Raw genomic sequence first — 22757 nt, forward strand, 5'->3', positions numbered from 1 at the left:
CGGCCCCCGCCCCGCCCGCGGCTGCCGCACCCGCCGCCCCGATCGGCATCACCGCCGGCGACGTCGACGAGCAGCTGCCCGGCATCGCCGAGCGGATGAGCGGGGCCGTGCGCGCCGCGCTCGGCCAGGCGCGCGCGGTGTCCGTCACGGGCAACGACCTCGTGCTCGGCGTGCCGGCCGGCAAGGCCACCGCCGCCCGGACGATCAACCGCGAGGACGCGAAGGAGAAGATCGCCGCCGAGCTCGAGGAGTTCCTCGGCGTCCGCTTCGTGATCCGCGCCGAGGAGCAGGCCGGGGTGGAGGCACCCCAGGAGCAGCTCCTGCCCGAGGACGAGGTCGTCCGCCGCGTCATGACCGAGTTCGAGGCCGAGGAGGTCGGCGACGGCGCGTCCGGCGTCGCCTCCCCGGGCACCGAGACCGAAGACCCCACGTCCGCACCCGAGACCCCCACCCCCGGAGATTCCTGATGGCCCGTCAGCCGAACATGCAGCAGATGATGAAGCAGGTCCAGAAGATGCAGGCCGACATGGCGGCCGCGCAGGAGGCCCTGAAGACCGAGGAGCTGGACGTCACCGCCGGCGGTGGCATGGTCACGATCAAGATCACGGGCGCCCTCGAGGTCAAGTCCGTCACGATCGACCCCGACGCGATCGACCCCGAGGACGCGGAGCTGCTGCAGGACACGGTCACCGCGGCCGTCAACGAGGCGATCCGCCAGGCGCAGGAGATGGCCGAGAAGCGGATGAGCGGCCTCACCGGCGGCATGGACCTCGGCGCCATGGGCCTCGGCGGCCTCGGGCTCTGATGCCCCCGACGGCCGGCGCCCGCGACCGGGCGCCCCGCGCCCGCACGCGCCCGGCCGTCCCCCCGGCCCGTCGTCCGCGGCGGGGCTGAGCGGTGCAGCCCGCTCCGATCGAGCGCCTCGTCGCCGCGTTCTCGCGGCTGCCGGGCGTCGGCCCGCGCACCGCGCAGCGCCTGACCTACCACGTGCTCTCCCGGCCGGACGAGGACGCCCGGGCCCTGGCGACGGCGCTCATCGAGGTCAAGGAGCTGATCGGCGAGTGCCGGATCTGCTTCAACCTCGCGGAGGGCGAGCGCTGCGTCGTCTGCGAGGACCCGCGCCGCGACCCGGCGCTGCTCTGCGTGGTCGAGACGCCGGCCGACGTCCTGCCGATCGAGCGCACCCACGAGTACCGCGGCCGGTACCACGTGCTCGGCGGCGCGCTCTCGCCCGTCGACGGCGTCGGTCCGCGCGACCTGCGGCTGCAGGAGCTCTACCGGCGCGTGCTCGAGGGGGACCCCGACGCGCCGGTCACCGGCGACGGGCCGCTCGTCGACGACGGCACCCGGCCTGCCGGCGGACCGACGGTCACCGAGGTCGTCGTCGCCACGAACCCCACGACCTCCGGTGAGGCCACCGCGCTGCACATCGGCGCCGAGCTGCGCGAGCGCTCGCCGCAGGTGACGGTCACCCGGCTGGCCTCCGGCCTGCCGGTCGGCGCGGACCTCGAGCACGCCGACGAGGTCACCCTCGGCCGCGCGTTCGCGGGCCGCCGGGCGATCTGAGTCGCCGGCCCGCGGCGCTCCGGCGGGCGGTCGGATCGGGCCGTCCCGGGCCGGTCCGACCGCGGTCCGACCCGCGGGCCGGCCGCAGGCGGGGTCCGAGGGCGCGCTGAGACGTGGGCGGGGGGCAGGCACCGTCCGGGCGATCGCCTGCGGGCCTTCTGCCTCGGACGCTCGTCCGTATACGTTGTCACTCGTGTCGGTCCGTGCTCCCGCGGGCCGATCGAGAGGACAGATGACGGCCCGCACCTCCCTGAGCCGCTGCACCGCCTTCGCGCTCGCCGTCGTCATCGTCGCCGGAGGTGCCGTCGCCGTCGCCGCGGCGGACGGCGGGAGCTCGGCCGAGGCGTCGGACCCCGTCGCGCTGAGCTCCGCCGACGCGCTCGGCGTGGCCGTCGCCGCCGACGGCACGAAGGTCCTGCGGACCGCCGACGGGCGCACCGTCCGCCTGCGTGGCGCCAACGTCAACGCCCTGGTCGACTACGGCGGGGTCCACGACACCGTCGCCGTCACCCCGGCCGACGGCGCGCAGGCCCGGGCGCTCGGCTTCTCCGTCGTCCGGCTCGCCGTGTCCTGGTCGCGCATCGCCCCGCGGCCCGGCGCCTACGACACGGCCTACCTCGACCAGGTCCGCACCGCCGCCCGGGCGTTCACCGACCAGGGCGTCCGCGTCCTGCTGGACCTGCACCAGGACCGCTACGCCGCGGGCCTCGGACCGTCCGGCGACGAGAGCGACGGCGCCCCCGCCTGGGCCTCCGCCACCGGCGGCGCCTCGACGGCGAAGGACTCCGGCGGGCACCCGTACTACGGGACGGCGGCCTCGCGGACGGCCGCCCAGGCCTTCTTCACCGACGCGACCGTCGAGGGCAAGGGGCTGCAGGAGCACTACGCCGACGCGCTGGCCCGGCTGGCCGCCGTCGGCGAGGACCTGGGGCCCGGCCTCGCGGGCGTCGAGCTCTACAACGAGCCGGTCGACCCCGTCGGGACGGACCCGATGGCGACCGACACGTTCTCGCCGACCCGCCTGTGGCCGCTCTACCGCCGCCTGATCGGCCGCCTCCGCGGACCCGACGGGACCGGGCCCGGCGCGGGCGCCTACGACGGCCCGATCTGGTTCCAGCCGCAGGCCACGCGGACCCAGACCGACGACGACGCCGTCGCCGCGCGGTTCAGCGACGACCCGAACCTCGTCTACGCGCCGCACGTCTACACCGACGTCTACAACGGCCAGATCGGACAGGGCACGTACGCGAAGCTCGAGCGGAGCTTCGACGACGCGGCCGCCGAGGCCCGCCGCTACGGGGCGGCGCTCGCGCCCTCGGAGCTGCCCGGCGCCTCGACGGGCCCGTGGGAGCTGCACCGGGGCGAGGTCCTCCGGCACCTCGACCGCCTCGACGCCGGCGGCATCGTCTGGATCTGGAAGCAGGCCCCGGGGGCCGACTACGGCTGGGGCGTCCTGCGCGCCGACGGCGGGCAGCGCGCCGAGTCCGGCATCGCCCGCGACTACGGGCGCGCGCGGCTGCGGGCCTCGAGCACCGCGACGGCGACGTCCACGTGGGCCGACGGGACGCTGACCGTGCGCACGACGGGGGCGGGGGCCGTCGAGCTTTGGGACGGCGCGCGGTTCGCCGCCGCGGCCCCGTCCTCCGGTGCCGCGCCGGTCGTCACCGTCGACGGGGCCGCGCCGGGGGCGGGCGCGCTGACCGGCCGCCGCGCCGCCGCCACCCTGTCCTCGGCGACGGAGTGGGTCGGTGGCCGCGAGCTGCGCCTGACCCTCCCGGCCGGGGCGCACACCGTCGTCCTGCGCCCGGCCCGCGCGGGCGAGACCCCGACCCCGGCACCGCTGCCGGACGGGGATCCCGCGACGACGACGCCCGTCACGACGACGCCGGCCGTGACGACACCCGCGCCGACGACGCCCACGATCCCCGCCGCGACGACCCCCGTCGCGGCCACGCCGACGACGCCCGTCGTCCCGTCGTCCGCGGCGACCACCCCCGCGGTCGATCCCGTCGGCTCGCTCGTCGGTGGCCTGACCGGCGCGGTCGGCAGCCTCGCCGGGGCCGTGCTGGACCCGGTCCGGGCGGCCGTCGGGTCGCTCGGGTCGCTGCTGCCGTCGGCCCGCCCCGCAGCCGCCCCCTCGACCTCGGGTCGGCCCGGCGCCGGGGCCGCGCCCACCGTCTCCGCCGTGCGCGCCAGCCCGACCCGGTTCCGCCCCGCGGCAGGCGGCCGCGGCGGGACCCGCGTCAGCGTGCTCGTCGCCTCCGCATCGCGCCTGCGCGTCGCCCTCCAGCGACGCACCACCGGTCGGTGGTCGGGCGGACGCTGCGTCGTGCCCACCCGGCGCACGGGCGCGTCGGCGTCCTGCGTCCGCTGGGTCCACGTCACGGCGCAGACCCGCCGCGTCGCCGCGGGGCGCACCGTGGTGCCGGTGACCGGGCGGGCCGCGGGCCGTCCGCTGGCGCCCGGCGCCTACCGGGCCGTCCTCACCCCGACCGCCGGCCGCGCCGTCGGGAGCACCCGGACCGTTGCCCTGACGGTCCTCCGCCCCGCCCGGTAGACGCCCGCCGCGAGCGGCCACGCGCCACCCCGGGGCGACCCGCCCGGCCGCGTCCCCGACGCCCGCCGGAGACGGCGTCCACCGCACCGGGCGCCGGCCCCTTCGGTTCCGTAGGCTGCGCGCGTGCTGCTGCGTCCGAAGCTCCCCGCCGTCCGGCTGCCCCGGCCGCCGCTCGTGCCCGACCCGCTGCGGCGCGTCGCGATCCCCCGGGACCTCGAGCCGCTGACCACGCGCTCACCGGCGGAGCGGCCCGCGGCCGAGGGCGGGATGACGCCCGAGGGCGTCGAGCGCATCTGGTCCGCGACCGAGCGGCTGTTCCGCCACGGGGTGCACCCGGCGATCACGCTGACGATCCGCCGCGAGGGCGTCGTCGTGCTGGACCGCTCGATCGGCTGGGCGCGCGGCGTGGGACCGGAGGAGCCGGCCGACGCCGAGCCCGTCCTGGCCACGCCCGAGACGCCGTTCTGCCTCTTCAGCGCGTCGAAGGCGGTGACGGCGACCGTCATCCACCTGCTCGACGAGCGCGGTCTGCTGCACGTCGGCGACCGGGTCGGCGAGTACGTGCCGGAGTTCGTCGGGCCGGGCAAGCACCGGATCACGATCGACCACGTCCTCTCCCACCGGGCGGGCATCCCGAACATCCCCGGGTCGGTCATCGACATGGACCGGATCCAGGACCACGACTTCGTCATGGAGCACCTCAACGAGGCGCTCGTCCGGACCCGCCCAGGCAGCCGGCTCTCGTACCACGCGATCTCGGGCGGCTTCGTCCTCGCGGCGGTCGTCCGCGCCGTCACCGGCAAGGAGCTCAAGGACGTCCTGCGCGAGGAGATCCTCGAGCCGCTGGGGTTCCGCTGGATGGGCTACGGCGTCGCCGAGGAGGACCTGCCGCTCGTCGGCACCGCGCACGCCACCGGCCTGCCGCCGGTGCCGCCGCTCTCCACGGCGCTGACCCGCGCGTTCGGGATGTCGCTGGACGCGGTCACCCACGTCTCGAACGACCCGCGGTTCCTGACGGCGGAGATCCCGTCGGCCAACGTCGTCTCGACCGCCGACGAGCTCTCGCGGTTCCTCGAGCTGCTGCGGGGCGGCGGCGAGCTGGACGGGACCCGCATCCTCGAGCCGCGGACGATCCGCCGGGCGATCATCGAGCGCTCGCACCACGAGATGGACCTGACCCTCGGCGCGCCGCTGCGCCACGCCTCGGGCTACATGCTCGGCGCGAAGGCCCTCGGCCTGTACGGGCCCGACACGGAGAGCGCGTTCGGGCACCTCGGGTTCACGAACGTCCTCGGCTGGGCCGACCCGCGCCGGGCGACCTCGGTGGGTCTGGTGACCACGGGCAAGCCCGCGCTCGCCCCGCACCTGCCGGACCTGTGGAACCTGACGCGGCGGATCGGCCTGGAGGCCCCGAAGGTCGAGCACCCGGTCCTCTTCGGGGACTGAGCCCGCGGGAGGGGTCGACGGCGGACGACTCGGGTGCCCGCCGGTCCGCGGGGGACCGGGTCGCCGCACCGGACGACGAGGAACGCGACGGTCCGTCACATCGCCCCGCGTCGCCGCACCGCGCCGGTCAGGAGCGGGCGCGCTGCTCCCGCAGGGCCTCGCGGAGGAACGCCGCGGTCAGCAGGACGAACAGGACGCCGAGGAGGATCGAGCCGTCGACGAACAGCGAGACGGCGAGGATCACCCCGGCGACCACCATGATCCACTTCAGGACGAGCAGCGGGGGCATCGGCCGAGCGTACAGCGGCTCGTCCGCCGCCCGGGTCGGTCGCCCGGGACCGCGGCGCACCTGGGGACGCGCCGGAAGGCCCGCCCCGTAGGATCGATCGCGCGCATGAGCCCCCTCCTCGACACCGGAACCGGCAGCGACACCGTCGTCATGAAGTTCGGCGGCACCTCCGTCGCCGACGCGGAGCGCATCAAGCGCGCCGCCGCCCGGATCGTGAAGAAGCGCGAGGCCGGCCAGCGCGTCGTCGTCGTGCTGTCCGCGCGCGGCAAGGAGACCGACCGGCTGATCGCCGATGCGCTGGAGATCTCCGAGCGCCCCGCCCCGCGCGAGATGGACATGCTGCTGTCGACCGGCGAGCGCGTGTCCTGCGCCCTGGCGGCGATGGCGATCAACGACCTCGGCCACGAGGCGATCTCGCTGACGGGCTCGCAGGCGGGCATCGTCACCGACACGTCGCACACGAAGGCCCGGATCCTCGACGTCCGCGCCGACCGCATCCTCGAGGCGCTGGACCAGGACCGCATCGTGCTCGTCGCCGGCTTCCAGGGCGTCTCGATCGCCAAGGACGTCACGACGCTCGGCCGCGGCGGCTCGGACACCACCGCCGTCGCGCTCGCCGCCGCCGTCGGCGCCGACGTCTGCGAGATCTACACCGACGTGCCCGGCGTCTTCAGCGCCGACCCCCGCATCGAGCCGCGCGCCAGGAAGCTCGACGTCGTCTCGTTCGAGGAGATGCTCGAGATGTCCGCCTCCGGCGCCGGCGTCCTGCAGCTGCGCTCCGTCGAGTACGCCCGGACCCACGGCGTGCGGATCCACTGCCGCTCGTCGTTCGAGGACGCCGAGGGCACCTGGGTGGTGTCCGAGTCCGAGGCGGCCGCCGCCCTCCAGAAGTCCAACCAGGAGAACACCGTGGAGAACCCGCTCATCACCGCCGTGACGCACTCGACGGTCGAGGCGCGGATCACTCTGAAGGGCGTCCCCGACACCCCCGGGGCGGCGGGGACCATCGCCACGGCGCTGGCCGAGGCCGGCGTCAACGTCGACATGATCATCCAGAACGAGCCGCCGGAGCCCGACGCGCGCGCCGACATGTCGTTCACCGTCCCGCGCGAGGACCTGCTGGCCGCCCAGGACGCCCTGAAGCCGGTGGTCGCCGACCTCGGCGTCACGGCCGTGCGCACCGAGGCCGAGATGGGCAAGGTCTCGATCGTCGGCGCCGGCATGAAGACGCACCCGGGCGTCGCGGCCAAGGTCTTCACCGTGCTCGGCGAGCAGGGGATCAACATCGAGATGATCTCGACGTCGCCGATCAAGATCTCCTGCGTCGTCCCCGGCGAGCAGGTCCCGCAGGCCGTGCGGGCGCTGCACGGCGCGTTCGGGCTCTCGGGGGAGGACACCATCCGCCCCGAGCAGCCCTTCGGGCAGTTCTCCTAGGCGGTCAGGCGCCCCGCACCCGGCGCGTCCCGCCCGGCCTCGGGCGGGAGCGGGGCGAGGCGACGTGGGTCGCGGAGCCAGCCCTCCGCCTCCGCCACCTCACCGGCGACGGCGGCCAGGGTCGCCACGCCCGGCGCCGCGGCCACCCGCGGCGTCAGCAGCACCACGTCGAGGACCAGCGCCGGAGCGACCGGGCGCCAGGTCAGGCCGTCGCCCGTGCCGCCCGCGGGCCGGCTGACGATCGTCGCGCCCGCACCGTCGCGGATCGCCTGGTGCGCGGGATCGAAGGCCACGAGCGGCGGCTCGAGTCGCGGCTCGAACCCGGCGGCCCGGCAGGCGTCGACGATCGCGTCCCACCGCCCGGGGTTGGCATCGCGCGGATGGACGACGATCGGGACGTCGCGCAGCGCGGACAGGGAGACGACCTCCTGGGCGGCCAGCGGGTGGTCGTCCCGCAGGAGGACGCCCTGCAGCTCGCGACGCACGAGCCGGCGCTCGAACGCCGACGACGCGGGGGGCTCGCGCAGGAGCGCGGCGTCGAGCGTGCCGGCACCCAGGGCCTCGAGGGCGTCGGCGACGCAGACGACCCGGGCGCGGACGTCGATCGCCCCGTCGCGCTCCCGCATCGCGGCGACGACGCGGACCGCGGTCTCGTACCCGGCGCTCGCGGCGTAGCCCAGGCGGACCGTGCGCGACTCGCGGTCGTCGCCGCCGAGTCGCTCGACGTCCTCGCGCAGCGCCTCGAGGTCCGCGATCAGGGCGGGCGCACGCGCGAGCAGCAGGGCACCCGCGGCGGTGGTCTCGAGGCCGTCCGGTCCCCCGCGGACGAGCAGCGGGGTCCCCAGCTCGTCCTCCAGCAGCCGGACCTGACGGCTCAGTGCGGGCTGGGCCACGAGCAGCCGCTCGCCGGCGCGCGTGAAGCTGCGCTCGGTCGCCACCGCGACGAAGTAGCTCAGGCGACGGAGGTCGAGCACCCGTCCGACGATACGCGCTCGTCCCGTCGCGTCTGTGCCGTACGCCGCCTGCGCAGGAGTGCCGCGCTGACGAGCAGCGCCACGACGCAGACGCCGGCGAGGCCCCAGAGCGTGGCCTCGAACGCTCCCGCGTAGGCGTCGACGGCGACGTCGACCACGGACCGGCCGCCGACCCCGGCGGACGCCGCCGTGCCCTGCACGTCGCCCTGCGTCATCAGACCGGCGATGCGATCCGCGTCCACCGGGGCGGCGAGGCGGCCGTCGGCGGAGACGCCGCTCGCGGTCAGGCTGACGATCAGCGATCCGGCGACCGCGATCGCGAGGGTCTCGGCCCCCAACCGCATCGTGTTGAACAGGCCCGCGGCCATGCCGGCCCGGGCGGGCGGTACGACGGAGACCGCGGCGCCGTCGAGGATCCCGTTGGCGATCCCGACGCCGGTGCCCGCGACCACCAGCGGCAGGGCGAGCGCGGGCAGGGCGCCGTCGGGCGGGGCGAGCGCGAGCCAGGCGACGCCGATGGACTCCAGCGCCAGTCCGGCGGCCACGAGGGTCCGGATGTCGGTCCGGGCCAGCAACGCGCCGGCGAGCACGGGGACCAGCAGCGTCGGGACCGTGAGGAACAGCAGCAGCGCACCGGCGGTCGCGGCGTCCGCTCCGCGTACGACCTGCAGCAGCGTCGGCAGGTCGACGAGCAGCGGCACGAACGCGATGACGACGGCCATCGCCGCGACCCCGAGGCCGACGAAGCGGCGGTGGCGCAGGAGGCCCAGGTCGAGCATCGGACGCGCCGTGCGGCGCTCGACCGCGACGAACGCGGTCAGCAGCCCGGCGCCGACGGCTGCGGAGACGAGGGTGCGACCGGACAGCCATCCGCGCTCCGGAGCCTCGACGATCGCGACGATCAGCACGGCCAGGGCGGCCGTGAAGAGGACGGTGCCCGCCCAGTCCACGCGCCCGGCGGCCGGGTCGCGGGACTCGTCCATCAGCCGCGGGGCGAGCACGCAGGCCACGGCGCCGAGCAGCGCGAGCACCACGAGCACCGAGCGCCAGCCGACGACGTCGGTCAGCACCCCGCCGAGGACCGGGCCGAGCGCCAGGCCGGCGCCCAGCGTCGTGCCGAACGCCCCGAAGGCCCGGGCCCGCGCCGGACCCTCGAACCGGGCGGCCAGGAGCGCGCTGCCCGACGGCAGCATGGTCGCGGCCCCGACGCCGGCCAGGACGCGGGCCAGGTCGAGCACGAGGATCGACGGGGCGAGTGCGGCGATCAGCTGCCCGACGGCGAACAGGCCGGTGCCCGTGGTGAACAGCCGGCGTCGTCCGACGAGATCGCCGAGCGAGCCCGCGGCGAGCATCAGACTGGCGAACGCCACGTTGTACCCCGTCACCGCCCAGGCCTGGGCCGCCGCCCCGGCCCCCAGGTCGCGTCCGATGTCCGGCAGCGCGACGGTCACGCTGGTCAAGGACATCGGCGCGGCGATCAGGGCCACGAGGACGACCGCGAGGGTCCATCCGGCAGGTCGGGGGAGCAGGGTCTCGGGGGAGGCGCGCATCGGGCGACGGACGCTAGGTCCGCGCCGGCCGACCGTCCAAGACCGCTTCGGGCTGGGCCCAGAGCGGATCGGCATGACCTGCGACGTCGGGGCCCGCGGGCACCGCCCTGCCGTCAGAGGACGGCGCGCACCAGCAGGTAGAGCACGGTCAGGACCGCGAGGAGCACGAGGACCGCGCAGCCCAGCGCGTTCTGGGCCCGGTCGAGGATCCCCGCCAGGCGGAAGGTCCGCGTCCGCTCCAGTCGGTCCAGGAGCGGCTCGCGCTCCCCGGGGTCCTGCGGGCCGTCGGGCATGGCGGGACCGTACCGGGACGGCGGCGGCCCGCCACCCGGCGCAGGAGTCCCGCGCCCATCCCCTAGCCTCGTACGCGTGCAACCCGACCTGAGTCCCGAGGACGCCGACCGCCTGGACCGGCTGCTGCGGGCGGTCGAGCTGCTGGACCCCGACGCGGAGCTGCCCGGCGGCGCGGACGACGACGACATCGACGAGGCGGAGCGCAAGCTCGGCCGGCCGATCCCGGCCCAGCTCCGCGAGTGGTCCCGGACGGTCGGCGGGGGAGCGGTGCTCCTCGGCGGCAACCTGCGCACCTACGCGCTGGTGAAGACCCGCCTGGTCCCGGGCCCGTACGTCGCGACGGCACGCAACGCGCTGCGCTCCCGCGAGTGGTTCGTGCCCGAGGAGGTCGTGCCGTTCGGGGCGGACGCCGGCGGCGACGTCTTCGGCATCTGGTCCCCGCGGGACGAGCCCGCACGGCCCTTCGTGGTCCTGATCGGTGCGGGCGACGGCGACGAGGACGTTCCGTCGTGCGCGATCGTCGGGGAGGACCTCTACGCCTTCCTGCAGGGCTGGATCGCCCATTACGTCTGGGCGCTCGAGGACACCGAGCCGGGGGGCCAGGAGCTGATCGACGAGGTGCAGGAGGAGCTCGAGCTGCCCCTGGACCTGCAGGGCGTGCCCGAGGAGATGGCACGCAGCGCCGGCGAGCACCTGCAGAAGACGCTGCGCTGGGCCAGCCCGTCGCTGGACGGGCTCGTCTACGACCCCGACAAGGGCTGGCCGCTGAGCGTCGCCGACGTGCGCGAGCAGGCCGAGGCGCTGCCGGACTGGTGATCCGCGGGTGGCGCGGCACCCCGCGCCCTGCGACCCTCCGACGGACATGAGCCCGAAGTACGACGCCTTCGGGCGCCCCGTCGAGCCCGAGGCGCCGCGGCCGAGCACGCTGGGCCGGCCGGGCGAGCGGTCCACCCGCGACCCGCGCGCCGCGGAGCACCGGTCCTTCGGGTCGCCCAGCGCGCCGTGGACCCCCGCGACGCGGAAGGACGACGCCGTGGTGCCCGAGGTCCGCGGCCTGCCGTCGGTCACCGGCGGCCGCCCCGTCGGCGCACGGGCCGGCAAGCGGGTCCAGGGGCTGACGCGCCTGGCCGGGGGCGTCGGCGCCGTGGTGCTCGTCCTGCTCGCGATCGTCGGGTCGCTCGTCGACGACGATGCGCCGACGGCCAGCTCCGGCGGGCGCGTCGGCATCGTCGGCACCACGCCGCTGACCGCCGAGCGGGTCGCGCGGGCCGTCGGGCTCCTGCGCGTCGAGATGGGCTCCGGCGAGCGCGTCCTCTCGGTCTCCATCACGGACTCGTACGCCAGCGCCCGCGTGCTGACCGCCGACGGCGACGGGACGCGGTCCCTCTCCCTGGGCCGCGACGGCGCGGTGACGGCGGTCGGCGGCAGCTCGACCTCGGCGACGTCGCGCGGCGTCCCCGTGACCGACCTCGACGCCCCGGCGGCAGGCGCCATCGCCGAGGCCGTCGTCCGCGGGCTGGGTCCGGGGGCGACCGGGGCCCTGCGCAGCCTCACCGCCTACAGCTACCAGGACGAGCCCCTCCGCTGGACGGCGTCCGTGGAGGGCGGCCCCGACGTGTCGCGGACCTGGAGCGCCGACCAGGCGGGCCGGTCCGTGGTGCGCACGAAGGACGGCGCACCCGCCCCACCGAAGGGGCAGCCGGGTCCGGCGACGGTCCCGGAAGGCATCTCCGGCACGTCGCTGCTGGCGCCCGACAACCTGCGTCAGGCCCTGGGTGCGCTCGGGGCCCTCCCCGCGCTGCAGGACGAGAGCCCCCGCGAGATCCTGCTGTCGACGCTGAACCTGGAGCCCGAGCGCCTGCTCGCCGGCGTCAAGGACGGCACGGACCGCCGGCTCGTCTCGGTCGACGCGGCGTTCGGGCTCGATCCCTCCGCGGTGAGCCCGAGCGCCGGGGAGGACACCGTGGCGCTGTCCGACGTCGACGCGGCCGGCCCGGCCCGCGCGCTGCGCACGATCGGCCGTCGCCTGTCGACCGACGCCGCCGCGCAGGTGCAGTCCGTCTCGCTGGCGCCCGACGGCGGCGCGGCGGACGGAGGGCGCCCGGGCTGGTTCGTCCTGCTCGAGGGCGAGGGCGAGGACCGGGTCTGGCGGGCGTCGCTGGACGGCCGGCGCGTCGGGCGCTCCGGCGAGGACCTGACGCGGTAGGACCATCGCGCCGGGGGGGGGGCGGCCCTCCGGCGGTGACCCGGGCACCGGCGACGTGCCCTGCCCATGCGGGGACGGCATGGCCGGACACCGGGACGCTGATGCCCCCGGATCCTGGCGCGGCCCCGTTCTCTCGTACCCTTCACCGCATGAGCAGCGAGGGGTACCGCATCGCCGTCGTCGGCGCCACCGGCCAGGTCGGTGGCGTCCTGCTGGACGAGCTCGGCGTGCCGAACGACGGGACGCGCGTGGGTGCGGCCACCAAGGCCCCGAACGCCGGTGAGCCCGTCGGCGCGGCGTTGCCGATCCGCGAGATCGTGCCGTTCGCCTCCGCGCGCTCGGCCGGCTCCACGCTGCGCGGCATGACCGTCCAGCCGATCACCGACGAGACGATCCAGGGCTTCGACCTCGCGGTCTTCTCCGCCGGCGGCAGCACCTCGAAGGAGTGGGCCCCGAAGTTCGCGGCCGCCGGCGCGGTCGTCGTCGACAACTCGTCGGCCTGGCGGATGCACGACGGGGTCCCGCTCGTCGTCTCCGAGGTCAACCCCGAGGCGCTCGACGACCACCACGGCATCGTCGCCAACCCCAACTGCTCGACGATGCAGCTGATGGTGGCGCTGCGGCCGATCCAGCAGGCCGCCGGCATCGAGCGGCTCGTCGTCTCCACCTACCAGGCGGTCTCGGGCACGGGCAAGGCCGCCGTCGACGAGCTGTTCGAGGAGTCGCGCGCGATCCTCGACGGCACCGACGTACCCGCCCCGCGCTCCTACGCGCACCGGATCGCGTTCAACGCGCTGCCGCACGCCGGGAGCTTCGTCGACGACCACACCGACGAGGAGCTCAAGCTGATCAACGAGACGCGCAAGATCCTCGGCGACGACACGATCCGGATCTCCGCGACCTGCGTGCGCGTGCCGGTCATCAACGGGCACTCCGAGACCTGCAACGTCGAGACCCGCGAGGAGCTCTCGCCCGAGCGCGCCCGCGAGATCCTGCAGGCCGCGCCGGGCCTCGACGTGCGCGACGACCCGGCGAACGGGGTCTACCCGATGGCCGTCGACGCCGACGGCCGGAGCGACGTCCTCGTCGGTCGCATCCGCCGCGACCGCGGCAACCCGAAGGGCCTCGACCTCTTCGTCGTCGGCGACAACCTGCGCAAGGGTGCCGCGACGAACACGATCCAGCTGGCCGTCGTCCTGCACGAGCGAGGCCTAGTGCGCCCGACGCCGGCCGCCGAGGTGCCGGCGCTCTGAGGTCGCAGCGGCGCGCTTTTTAGGCGCGCTGAAGCGCCAGACGTAGGCTGAGGCGCCATGGACCCCATCTTCTGGATCCCCATCGGCGTCATCCTCCTGATCGCGGTCGGAGGCGTGTACTACTTCGGCGTGATCGTCGAGAATCGGTCGAACGACGACTGACGCCGCGCCGCAGCTACCGTTCCGGGCATGGCCAGCCCCGACGCCTTCACCCCGGAAGTCCTGCAGCGCCGCCGCGAGGCGCTGCAGCAGGTCCGTCAGTGGGGCGACCCCGCGCTGAAGACCGTCGCGCGGCCCGTCGAGGAGATCGACCAGGACCTCGTCGGCGAGGCCCGTCGCCTGATCACGATCATGGACGCCGCCCTCGGCGCCGGTCTGGCCGCCACGCAGGTGGGGATCATGCGCCGCTACTTCGTCTACCGCGAGGGCGACGAGGAGCTCGGTGCCGCCACCGCGCTGATCAACCCGGAGCTCGAGTGGGCGTCCGAGGAGACCGACGTCACCCACGAAGGCTGCCTGTCGCTCGCGGGCGTCTGGGTGCCCGTCGAGCGGCCCGTGTCCGTGCGGGTCACCGGGCTGGACCTGTCCGGCCGCGAGCAGCGGATCGAGGCGACCGGCCCGCTCGCGCGCCGGCTGCAGCACGAGATGGACCACCTCGACGGCGTCCTGATGATCGACCGCACCACGAAGGACGCGAAGAAGACCGCGCTGCGCGCCCTGCGCGAGGGCCGCTCGATGGACCCGCCCGCCGCGGGCGAGCGCCTCGAGATCGACTAGGAGAACGGGCGGGCCCCACCCCGGGCGTCTCGGGCCCGGCCGCGTCGGCCGACGCCGCGGCCCGGGGCACCCGCAGACGCGCGGGCGCCGCTCAGTCGCCGACGCCGACCGGCACGCGCCCCGCGCGCGGGTCCGCGCCGTCGGCCAAGGCGTCGAGGCCGCGGCGGACGAGGCGGTGCGGGTCCTCGTCGCGCGCGACGCCGACGACGGTGCCCGACGCGTCGATCGCGACCAGGGCGATCTCCGGCTGCTGCTGGCCGCCGGCGGTCCGGACGACGAGCAGGCCGAGGCCCTGGGCGATCGCGGCCCTGGGGTCCTGCAGGTGGACGACCGCGTCGTCGAGCGGCTCGTCGGCAGGATGGGGCGGCGCGCCGCTCTCCGCCTCGTCCGGCACCCGCGGTGACAGGGCCGCCATGCGGATGCCGAAGCCGGCGGCGGCGGACTGGGAGGAGTCGAACGCGCGCAGCGCACCGCGCGTCCCCTGCAGCGCCGGGTGTCCGCTGGGCACCGGGTCCGACGGGTGGACGAGCAGCAGCAGGCCGCCCGGGCCCGTCAGCTGCCGGACCGACCTCGCGCGGCCGTCGGCGTCGGTCACCGGCACGTCCGGCAGCACCGTGCCGGCGGCCAGCGTGGGCGTGGAGACCTTCGTGATCTGCAGCTCGCGGTCGAGCTTGGGCTGGAACAGGCGGTCGAGGCCCGACAGGGGCTGCTCGACGTAGCGGAACGCCAGGAGCCCCGCGGGCACCACGACGAGGACGAGCGCCGCGGCGGAGACCGGCCACAGCCCCGGGATGTCCATCGGGATGATGTCCCGCTCGTTCAGCGATCGCAGGATCGGGGCGTGGATCAGGTACGTGCTGAACGACGCGGCGGCGAGCAGCTGGGCGACCGGGCTGCGCAGCAGACGGCGCATCCAGCCGTCGGGGTCGGCGGTCAGCGCGCCGAGGATCCACGACAGCGGCGTCAGGAACGAGAGCTCGAAGAACCACTGCGACGCGAAGAGCGACGTCCCCAGGCGGGCGGAGGACAGCCAGACCAGCCACGAGGTGCCCGCGATCACGATGAGGGTCGGGAACGGCTTGGGCAGACGCCACCGGTCCGGCCGCCGCACGAGCAGCGCGAGGCCCAGGAGCATCCCCATCCCGTAGAGGTACGCCCACGATGGGGGCGCGAACCACGAGCCGAACTGGCTGCCGGGGACGTCGCGGGCGATCAACGAGCTCTTCCACCAGATCGTCACCGCGATGAAGAGCAGCGGCGGTGCCAGCAGCCCCGCCAGGCGACTGCGCATCGGCCAGTTCGAGATCGCCCGCATCCACGGCAGCAGCGCGAACGCGACGACGAGCGAGAACTGCCACTCGACGCTGAGGTACCAGCCCGGGTCGATCGTGCGGAAGATGTGCTCGGTGCTCCAGCTCTGGAACAGGCTGAGGCCCCAGATCAGGTCCAGCCACTGCGACGCGCCGCCGCCGTAGCGCCAGACCCAGACCACGAGGAAGATCAGGAAGTAGACCGGCAGCAGGCGCAGCGCCCGCTTGAAGAGGAAGTCGCGGCTGCCCGGCAGGCGCTTGCCCAGGAGCACCGCGCCGCCGAAGCCGTAGTACGTCGCGAATCCCGAGAGCAGGAAGAACAGCGGGAGCAGGCCGTCGATGCCGGAGAACACGACGCCGGGCGGCGAGTAGTCGCGGAAGGCGTGCAGCGAGAGGTCCCCGACCGACGCCTGGTAGGCGTGGAAGAGCACCACGATGAACATGAGGGCCCGCAGGCCGTCGAGCTCGCGGAGGCGGTTGCCGCCGCCCGGCCGCCGCGGCTTCGCGGCGGCCGGGGCGGTGGGCGGCGTCCCGCGCTCAGGGACGGGGGTCGCCATCGCTCCCGTCCGGCGGCGGGGCGCTGCCCGCCGTCCGCCGGCGCAGGCGCCGGCTCGTCGCGCGCAGGGCGAGGACGGCGAACGCCAGGATCGCCACGCCGATGATGATCAGCGGCCAGCGGTAGGGCACCGGGCCGCGCTCGATGCCGGTCACCAGCTCCGCGTCGGGCACGCGGATGGCCACGCGCGTCGAGCTGAGGGCCTCGACGGTGCGGCCCTGGACCTTGCCGACCGCGTAGGCGTTGGCCAGCGGCAGCAGCGCCTTCGGGCCGATCGCCAGGACGCGGACCGCGTCGCCCGACTTCGTCGCCGTCAGGACGCCCGCGGTCCGCTGCCCGGGCACGCCCTTCGCCAGGTCGCCGGGCACCGCGCCGGGACGGGCGAGGACCAGCGCCGTGCCCGCCGGCGTGTCGCCGCCGAGCTGCACGGCGGGCAGCACGAGCTCGCGGCTGACCCGCCGCGCCTCGGCCAGGGTGCCGATGACGGCGCCCAGCTCGGCCTCCGTCGGCGAGGCCGGGAGGGCGACCGTCGTGCCGCGCCAGCCGGGGTTGCGGTTGAGCGGGAAGGGCAGGACCGACAGCGTCGAGGTGACGGGCCGCGGGCGGGTCTGCAGCGTCACCGAGCCGGACTCCTGGACGTCGAGCGCGCCGGCGTCGAACTCCTGCGGCGTGCACCGCAGGTCCCGCGGACGGTTCAGACGGGTGCGGATCGTGACGCTGTTGTCGCCGGCGCGCAGGTCGCCGCGGTAGAGCGCTGGACCGCGGGGCGCCAACGCCTCCTCGACGACGAACCGGGAGGGGCCGCGGACGGTCAGCGGCTCGCCGACGAGGTCGCGGCCGTTGATGGCGACGACGGCGCGGCCGCCGGCGGGGGCGTCGTACGTGCCGGCCAGGCGCAGCCGCGAGCCGCGCAGCACCTCGCGCCACTCCGGGATCCGGAACCCGAGCGAGACCTCCTGGGTGTCCAGACCGGTCACCCCGCCGGTGGGCAGGCGGACCCGGCGGGGGACGGTGGCCCGGCGGACCGTCACCGCGGGGAGCGCGGACCCGGAGGCGCTCGTCCCGGGCAGGGTGCGGGCGACGGCGGGGCGCAGCGCCCCGGCGGCCCGGAGCAGGCCCTCGCCGCGACCCTCGACCACGACGACGGCGGCCCGGTCCGTGCCGACGACCTCGGTGTGGACGCGCGGCACCGCGGCACCCTCGGCGATCGTGACGACGCTCTCGCCGACCCGCCGGCGGGTCGGCGTGCCGGCGACGGCGACCCGGACCGCGACGCCCTGTCCCTCGGCGGCCGCGGCGACCTCGCCCACGGCCACGGACGCCGCGCGGATCGCGTCGGGCGTGGGGCGGCCGGTGAAGCGCACCAGGACGGCACCGCGACGGCGGCCGACGCCCGCCACCAGGGCGCCCGGCAGCTCCTTCAGACGCGGGAGGGTCGCCGGGGCGGAGCCGTCGACGGTGACCGCGGCGGAGCGGTCCAGCTGCAGCCACGCCGCCGGGTCGTCGGGCGTGGGGCACTGCGCCTGATCCGTCTGCAGCCGCGTGTCGATCGCGACCGGGACCGTCCGGCTCGATCCGCGCAGCGCCGTGCGGGGGATCGTGAAGGTCGCGGACCCGGGGCCGGCCCCGAGGTTGGTGCTGCCCACGACGGTGTCGCCGACCCGGACCTGCAGGCCCGAGCGGTCCGAGAGCTGCTGCGACGCCCGCCAGGAGAGCCGGACGCGGCCGCCGACCGAGGTCCACCGGACCGGCACGGGGATGCCCCCGGCGTACTGGTCCAGCCCGCCGCCGAAGCGCACCGCGGCGTCGTCCGGTCCGGCGAGCGGCACGGTGGTCGGGGCGGCCCCCGCGACGGCCGGGGCGGCCAGGCCGAGCAGCGCACCCGTCGCCGCGGCGACGATCAGGCGGGTGCTCCGGCGTGGTGCTGCGGGGGTCATGCGGTCTCGATCGGTCGGGTCGGGGGAGTGGGGGAACCGGGCGCGGTCGGGGTGCCGGGCGGGCGTCGCGGGCCCTCGCGGCGCGTGACCATCCAGCGGCGGTCGCCGACGATCTCACGGACCATCGCGGCCTGCGCCACCGCGTTCTTCAGCACGGTGTAGGGCAGCGCCGCGACGCAGTACACCAGGAACCAGCGCAGACCCAGCGCCTCGCGGGACTCGTCCGTCGCCACCCGGTAGGAGGCGATGCCCAGCACGACCCCGGTCAGCAGCGTGACGATCGTCGTGCCGATGAGGAACGGGTCGCGCAGCAGGTGGAACGGCAGGCCCGCGATCGCCTGGGCGGTCAGGACGGTGAAGATCTGCAGCGAGATGATCGGGAACATCTCGCGCCAGACGAGCATCACGAGCCAGTAGAAGCGCACCCACGGCCCCAGGACCCGCGAGCGGCGGACGTCGGGGGTGTGGCGGATCGTCACCTGGAACCAGCCCTGCGCCCAGCGGGTGCGCTGCTTCCACCAGCCGCGGAACGTGGCCGGTGCCAGCTCGGTCGAGACCACGGCCCGCTCGTGCACGATCCGGTAGCCCGAAAGGAGCGCCCGCATGGAGACGTCGATGTCCTCGGTCAGCATCCGGTGGTCGACGCCCAGGCGCCGCAGGACGTCGGTGCGCCACCAGCCGTTCGCGCCGCCGAAGATGGCGGTGTCGGTCAGGAGCGACCGGCCGGAGTGGGCGATCCCGTAGATCCCCTCGAACTCGCAGCCGACGATCCGGGTGAGCAGGTTGCGGTCCGTGTTGCGGATGACGCAGCGGCCCTGGACGACGTCGTAGCCCTGGTCGATCCACCGCAGCGCGATCTCCGCCGCGTCGTGGCGCAGGTGGTGGTCGGCGTCGAGGATCGCGGTGACCTCGCCGCGGACGTGGGGGAGGGCGCCCATGATGTTCTCGGCCTTGGAGCTGCTGCCCTCGACGCGGACGACGTCGATCGACGGGGTTCGGGCGGCGAGCGCGCGCAGCTCGTCCTCCAGCGGCATCGGGTGCGGCGTGTTGTACGCCAGGAGCACCTGCAGCCGGCCCTCCGGCATGTCGACCTCGCGCGCGAGGTGCAGCAGCGTCTCCTCGATGATGTCCGCCTCGTTGGGCAGGTACGCCGCGACGACGAGGGTGACCGTCGGATCCCAGCCGCCCGCCGGCGGGGGCGGCAGCTCGCGGGCCGACCTGCGGACCGCCAGGTTGCCCTCCACGAGCATCAGCAGGCAGGTCAGGAGGTAGGCGATCGCGACGCCGTAGAGGACCCAGCCGAGGACGGGCTCGACGAGCTCGGTGACGGCCCCGAGCAGGATCGCCGGGGCGACGAAGCAGACGAGGAACGACAGGGTCAGCTGCAGCCCGACCTGGCTGCGGGCGCGCTCGAGCAGCGCGACGAACAGCCTCATCGGGGCGCTCCGAGGCGGGGGCGCAGCGCGGACAGGGCGGTGCGCCCGGCCAGCTCGTAGCCGTCCTTGCGCAGGTGGATGTCCGGCGTCCGGGGGGCGGAGACGCACATCCAGGTGTATCGGCAGATCGCGGCGACGGCTCGCGGGCGGATGGACGAGCCGGGGTCCAGCGGGGCGGACTGGTCCATCGCGCCGGCCAGGTCGACGAGGGTCGCGCCGTACCGGCGCGCCGCCGCGGCGATCGTGCCGTTGACCGCGCGCAGGAACGTCCGGTGCTCCCGGGCCAGCAGCGGACGGGCGGCGGGCTGGTCGTCCCAGAGACCGAGCAGCGGGTCGTAGAGGGTGAGGACCCCGATCGGCACGGTGCGGTCGACCTCGCGCAGGCGGCCGAGCAGCTCACCGAGGTTCTCCCGCAGCGCCGCGCCGGCGCGGGCGATGCAGCCGGGCAGCACGCGGCCGCCGGAGAAGCACGAGCCGACGTCGTTGCCGCCGATGTCGAGGAGCACCACGCGGCGCCGCCCCTTCGTGGACGACAGGAGGCCCTCGGCCCACGACGCCTGCGACGTCGTCGGATCCTCGTTGCGGTACGGCGTGTCGCGCGCCGGCGCGCAGGGCCGGATGCCCACGAGGATGGACTGCGACGTCGCGCCACCGCACCCCAGCTCGATCAGCCGGACCTCGCGGCCCTCGTCGCGCAGCGCCCGGGCGAACCGGCGCGGGTAGCCCTGCGACGTCTCCTGCCCGCCGCCCAGGAGCTTCGGCTGCACGCCGACGGCGAGGGAGTCGCCGAGCGAGACGACCTGCAGCGCGTCGGCGCTCGGGGAGCCACCGCAGCCGGCGAGGGCCAACGCCGCGACCGCTGCGAGGAGCGACCACCGGTGACGGGCGCGACGAGCCGCGATGAGGGGGAGGCGCAAGGCGGTCGCGGAGCGGGTGGTGCGGTGGCGGGGTCAGGGACGTGGGGAGCGATCGGCGGCCTCGGCGGCCACCCGCGGGGCTCACCCTAGATCATGTGTCGAGTGCGCCACGCGGCACCCGGGGCCGGGACGGCCCGCGGCGGCCGCCGACGGCCCGGTGCCGCCCGGCCCCGAGCCACGCCTCCCACGGTCGGCGCGCACCGTGCTCCACCGGGTGGGGGAGGCCGGTCGCGGACGGCTCGGGCGCGACGCTACGCTGCGGACCGGTGTCCGCCCCGTCCCCCGCGCCCGTCGCCTTCGGGCTCACCCTGCCGCTGCGCGCGGGCCTCGGCCGCCTGGTGCGGCGGCCCCTCGCGACGCTGCTGCCGGTCCTCCTGCTGCTGCTCCCGGTGGTGCCGGTGGCCTTGGCGGTCGCCGGGGTCCTGCGCGCCGGCGCGGACGTCGCGCTGACCGAGCTGATCGCCGGTGCGCCCGCCGACGCCCCGGGGGCGGTGATCGTGCGGCCCGACGGCTTCGAGGTGCGCCTGCTGATCGCGCTCGCGGCGCTCCTGACCGTCGGCGTGGCGCTGGTCGTGGCGGCCGGGCTGGTCACCGGGGCCGCGACCGCCGGGTCGCGGGGCGCCGGCGACGCCGTGCGCCGTGCGTGGCGGGCGTGGCCGGGCGTCGCGCTCGTGATCGTCCTCTCCGCGCTCGCCGTCGCCCTCGTCGCGGCGGGCGTGGTCGCGGTCGCGGTGCTCGCCGGACGCGTGCGGTTCCAGCTGACGTCGGTGCTGCTCACCGTCGGGCTGGGTGCGACGGCGGTCGTGGTGCTCCGGCTCTCGCTGTGGCCCGCCGTGGCGTTGCGGGACGGCGTCGGGCTGCGCCGGGCGCTCGGTGCGTCGTGGACGGCGACCCGGGGCAGCGTGGTGCGGCTCGTCCTCGCCGCCGTGGTCGTGGTCGTGGCGCTCGCGCTGCCGACCGGGCTGGCGTGGCTGGCGATCACCGCGGTCCTCGACGCGCTCGCCGACGCCGAGGTGCTCGAGCTCTCGCCCGTGGCGATCGGCCTGTGGGCGCTGGTGCTCCTGCCGCCGGCCGTCCTCGTCGGGGTGGTCGTCTGGGGTGTCGGGGGGCGCGCGGTGCTCGTGGCCCTCGGCGCGGCGCCCGGGGCTCAGCCGCCGACGGCGCGGTCGACGGAGCGGCGCGAGACGCGGTCGAAGAGCCGCGCCGCCCGGGCGTAGCCCTCGTCCTTCAGGTGCACGTCGCCGACGGCGCACATCCAGGTGAGGTCGCACGCCGCCGCGACGGCCCGCGGGTCCCGCCCGGTGAGCGTGCCGTTCCCGCCCAGCGCGCGGCCGAGGTCGCCGACGAGCCACCCCTCGTCGCGCAGGACCGCCGCCAGCCGCGGGTTGACGCGGTCGCGGATCGCGCGGTGCAGCGCCAGGACGGCCGGTCGTGGAGCACCGCCGGCGCGCAGCAGCCCGACGAAGGGGTCCGGCACCGTCGCCCCGACCAGCACGGTCCGCGGACCCGCCGCGGTCCGCAGTCGGCGGGCGATCGAGCGCAGCCCCCGCTCGAGCCCGGGCTCCCCGGCGGCGAGGCAGCGCTGCAGCGCCCGGCGGTCGGGCCGCAGGCAGCGCAGCAGGTCGTTGCCGCCGACGTCCAGGGTGACCAGCGTCGGCGCGGACCCGCGGTCGCGCAGCCGGCGGACGGCCCAGGCGACCTGGGAGGACGCCGGACCGTCGCCGCCGTAGGGGACCGGGGCGCGCGGGGCGCAGGCGCCCCCGCGCAGGAGCGTCGTGACGTCCGCGCCGCCGCAGCCGGCCTCCACGAGCCGGACCTCGCCGTGCCGGGCGCTCAGCAGGCGCACCAGGCGCGGCGGGTAGCCGCGGTCGGTGACGACGTCGGCACCGCCGGGCCCCACGGGCTGCACCCCGCGGCTGAGGGAGTCACCGAGCGACATGACCTCCAGCTGGGCGGGCGCGATCGCGGGCGGCCGCACGTCGCGACGGTCCAGGCCGGTCCCGACGACGACGAGCGCCAGGCCGACGAGCGCGAGCACCGCCAGGGCGAGGACGCGCCGCGGGCCCGACGTCCACGGGTCGGGGGCACTCACCGGCGCGGGGTGCGGGGGGACGGCACGCGCGCATCGTACGGCGTGACCGCGGTCCTGCCGCCGGGTGGACGCCGTACAGGACACTCGGGCCCAGAATGTTCACCACCCGGACGGCGGGGTGGGGGACACTCGTGGGACGCGGTCGCCGGCCGCCCTCACCCGC

19 protein-coding genes and 1 pseudogene are annotated in these 22757 nt (G+C 76.1%); 11 read left to right on the forward strand and 9 right to left on the reverse strand.

Annotated features, from left to right (window positions below):
- The 5 genes and pseudogenes from Q7T67_RS12200 to Q7T67_RS12220 all read left to right on the forward strand — a co-directional run.
- Positions 1 to 467: pseudogene (locus tag Q7T67_RS12200) on the forward strand (hypothetical protein); the annotation flags it as partial.
- Positions 467 to 805 carry a YbaB/EbfC family nucleoid-associated protein gene (locus Q7T67_RS12205; RefSeq protein ID WP_304789641.1) on the forward strand — a complete coding sequence of 113 codons (339 nt, stop codon included), beginning with the start codon at positions 467 to 469 and terminating at the stop codon, positions 803 to 805. The pseudogene Q7T67_RS12200 and the gene Q7T67_RS12205, both read left to right, overlap by 1 nt.
- A 92-nt stretch (positions 806 to 897) precedes the next feature.
- Positions 898 to 1566, forward strand: a complete 669-nt coding sequence (locus Q7T67_RS12210) for a recombination mediator RecR (protein WP_304789644.1) — start codon at positions 898 to 900, stop codon at positions 1564 to 1566.
- A 232-nt stretch (positions 1567 to 1798) separates the two neighbouring features.
- The gene (locus Q7T67_RS12215; protein ID WP_304789647.1) at positions 1799 to 4123 is read left to right on the forward strand and encodes a cellulase family glycosylhydrolase; all 2325 of its coding nucleotides are present in this window, start codon (positions 1799 to 1801) and stop codon (positions 4121 to 4123) included.
- 123 nt (positions 4124 to 4246) lie between these two features.
- A complete protein-coding gene (locus tag Q7T67_RS12220) occupies positions 4247 to 5569 on the forward strand; it encodes a serine hydrolase (protein ID WP_304789650.1) in 1323 nt (440 codons plus the stop codon).
- A gap of 127 nt (positions 5570 to 5696) precedes the next feature.
- Here Q7T67_RS12220 and Q7T67_RS12225 read toward each other — a convergent pair whose 3' ends face one another.
- Positions 5697 to 5858 carry a hypothetical protein gene (locus Q7T67_RS12225; protein WP_304789653.1) on the reverse strand — a complete coding sequence of 54 codons (162 nt, stop codon included), beginning with the start codon at positions 5856 to 5858 and terminating at the stop codon, positions 5697 to 5699.
- A gap of 105 nt (positions 5859 to 5963) precedes the next feature.
- Here Q7T67_RS12225 and Q7T67_RS12230 point away from each other — a divergent pair, with 105 nt between their 5' ends.
- Positions 5964 to 7292, forward strand: a complete 1329-nt coding sequence (locus Q7T67_RS12230) for an aspartate kinase (RefSeq protein WP_304789656.1) — start codon at positions 5964 to 5966, stop codon at positions 7290 to 7292.
- On the opposite strand, the gene Q7T67_RS12235 is transcribed toward Q7T67_RS12230, so the two are convergent.
- The 3 genes from Q7T67_RS12235 to Q7T67_RS12245 form a co-directional block, all read right to left on the reverse strand.
- Positions 7289 to 8266 (reverse strand): LysR family transcriptional regulator, encoded by a 978-nt coding sequence (locus Q7T67_RS12235; protein ID WP_304789659.1) that lies wholly within the window; start codon positions 8264 to 8266, stop codon positions 7289 to 7291. The two genes, Q7T67_RS12230 and Q7T67_RS12235, sit on opposite strands and share 4 nt — an antisense overlap.
- Entirely contained in the window at positions 8245 to 9816 is a 1572-nt protein-coding gene (locus tag Q7T67_RS12240) for an MFS transporter (protein ID WP_304789662.1), read from the reverse strand. The genes Q7T67_RS12235 and Q7T67_RS12240 overlap by 22 nt, the downstream gene beginning before the upstream one ends.
- 113 nt (positions 9817 to 9929) lie before the next feature.
- Entirely contained in the window at positions 9930 to 10109 is a 180-nt protein-coding gene (locus Q7T67_RS12245) for a hypothetical protein (protein ID WP_304789665.1), read from the reverse strand.
- 76 nt (positions 10110 to 10185) lie between these two features.
- Here Q7T67_RS12245 and Q7T67_RS12250 point away from each other — a divergent pair, with 76 nt between their 5' ends.
- The 4 genes from Q7T67_RS12250 to def all read left to right on the forward strand — a co-directional run bounded on the left by Q7T67_RS12250 (position 10186) and on the right by def (position 14346).
- Positions 10186 to 10926, forward strand: coding sequence for an SMI1/KNR4 family protein (locus Q7T67_RS12250; RefSeq protein WP_304789668.1), 741 nt, complete (start codon positions 10186 to 10188; stop codon positions 10924 to 10926).
- Between the two features lie 46 nt (positions 10927 to 10972).
- Entirely contained in the window at positions 10973 to 12316 is a 1344-nt protein-coding gene (locus tag Q7T67_RS12255) for a hypothetical protein (protein WP_304789670.1), read from the forward strand.
- Between the two features lie 149 nt (positions 12317 to 12465).
- A complete protein-coding gene (locus Q7T67_RS12260) occupies positions 12466 to 13569 on the forward strand; it encodes an aspartate-semialdehyde dehydrogenase (protein WP_304789673.1) in 1104 nt (367 codons plus the stop codon).
- Positions 13570 to 13758: 189 nt separating this feature from the next.
- On the forward strand, positions 13759 to 14346 hold the full coding sequence (def, locus tag Q7T67_RS12265) for a peptide deformylase (RefSeq protein ID WP_304789676.1): 588 nt from the start codon (positions 13759 to 13761) through the stop codon (positions 14344 to 14346).
- Between the two features lie 91 nt (positions 14347 to 14437).
- Here def and Q7T67_RS12270 read toward each other — a convergent pair whose 3' ends face one another.
- The 4 genes from Q7T67_RS12270 to Q7T67_RS12285 are packed head-to-tail and all read right to left on the reverse strand — an operon-like array spanning position 14438 to position 20502.
- Positions 14438 to 16213 carry an acyltransferase gene (locus Q7T67_RS12270; protein WP_304789679.1) on the reverse strand — a complete coding sequence of 592 codons (1776 nt, stop codon included), beginning with the start codon at positions 16211 to 16213 and terminating at the stop codon, positions 14438 to 14440.
- On the reverse strand, positions 16194 to 18149 hold the full coding sequence (locus Q7T67_RS12275; protein WP_304789682.1) for a cellulose biosynthesis cyclic di-GMP-binding regulatory protein BcsB: 1956 nt from the start codon (positions 18147 to 18149) through the stop codon (positions 16194 to 16196). Before Q7T67_RS12275 ends, Q7T67_RS12270 begins: the two co-directional genes overlap by 20 nt.
- On the reverse strand, positions 18146 to 19585 hold the full coding sequence (locus tag Q7T67_RS12280) for a glycosyltransferase family 2 protein (RefSeq protein ID WP_304789684.1): 1440 nt from the start codon (positions 19583 to 19585) through the stop codon (positions 18146 to 18148). Before Q7T67_RS12280 ends, Q7T67_RS12275 begins: the two co-directional genes overlap by 4 nt.
- The gene (locus tag Q7T67_RS12285) at positions 19582 to 20502 is read right to left on the reverse strand and encodes an SGNH/GDSL hydrolase family protein (RefSeq protein ID WP_304789686.1); all 921 of its coding nucleotides are present in this window, start codon (positions 20500 to 20502) and stop codon (positions 19582 to 19584) included. The genes Q7T67_RS12280 and Q7T67_RS12285 overlap by 4 nt, the downstream gene beginning before the upstream one ends.
- A gap of 266 nt (positions 20503 to 20768) precedes the next feature.
- On the opposite strand from Q7T67_RS12285, the gene Q7T67_RS12290 reads away from it, so the two are divergent.
- Positions 20769 to 21719, forward strand: coding sequence for a hypothetical protein (locus tag Q7T67_RS12290; RefSeq protein WP_304789687.1), 951 nt, complete (start codon positions 20769 to 20771; stop codon positions 21717 to 21719).
- Here Q7T67_RS12290 and Q7T67_RS12295 read toward each other — a convergent pair.
- Positions 21650 to 22594 carry an SGNH/GDSL hydrolase family protein gene (locus tag Q7T67_RS12295; RefSeq protein ID WP_304789688.1) on the reverse strand — a complete coding sequence of 315 codons (945 nt, stop codon included), beginning with the start codon at positions 22592 to 22594 and terminating at the stop codon, positions 21650 to 21652. The genes Q7T67_RS12290 and Q7T67_RS12295 overlap by 70 nt on opposite strands.
- Between the last annotated feature and the right edge of the window lie 163 nt (positions 22595 to 22757).

The organism is Patulibacter sp. (assembly GCF_030655195.1).
Lineage (GTDB): Bacteria > Actinomycetota > Thermoleophilia > Solirubrobacterales > Solirubrobacteraceae > Patulibacter.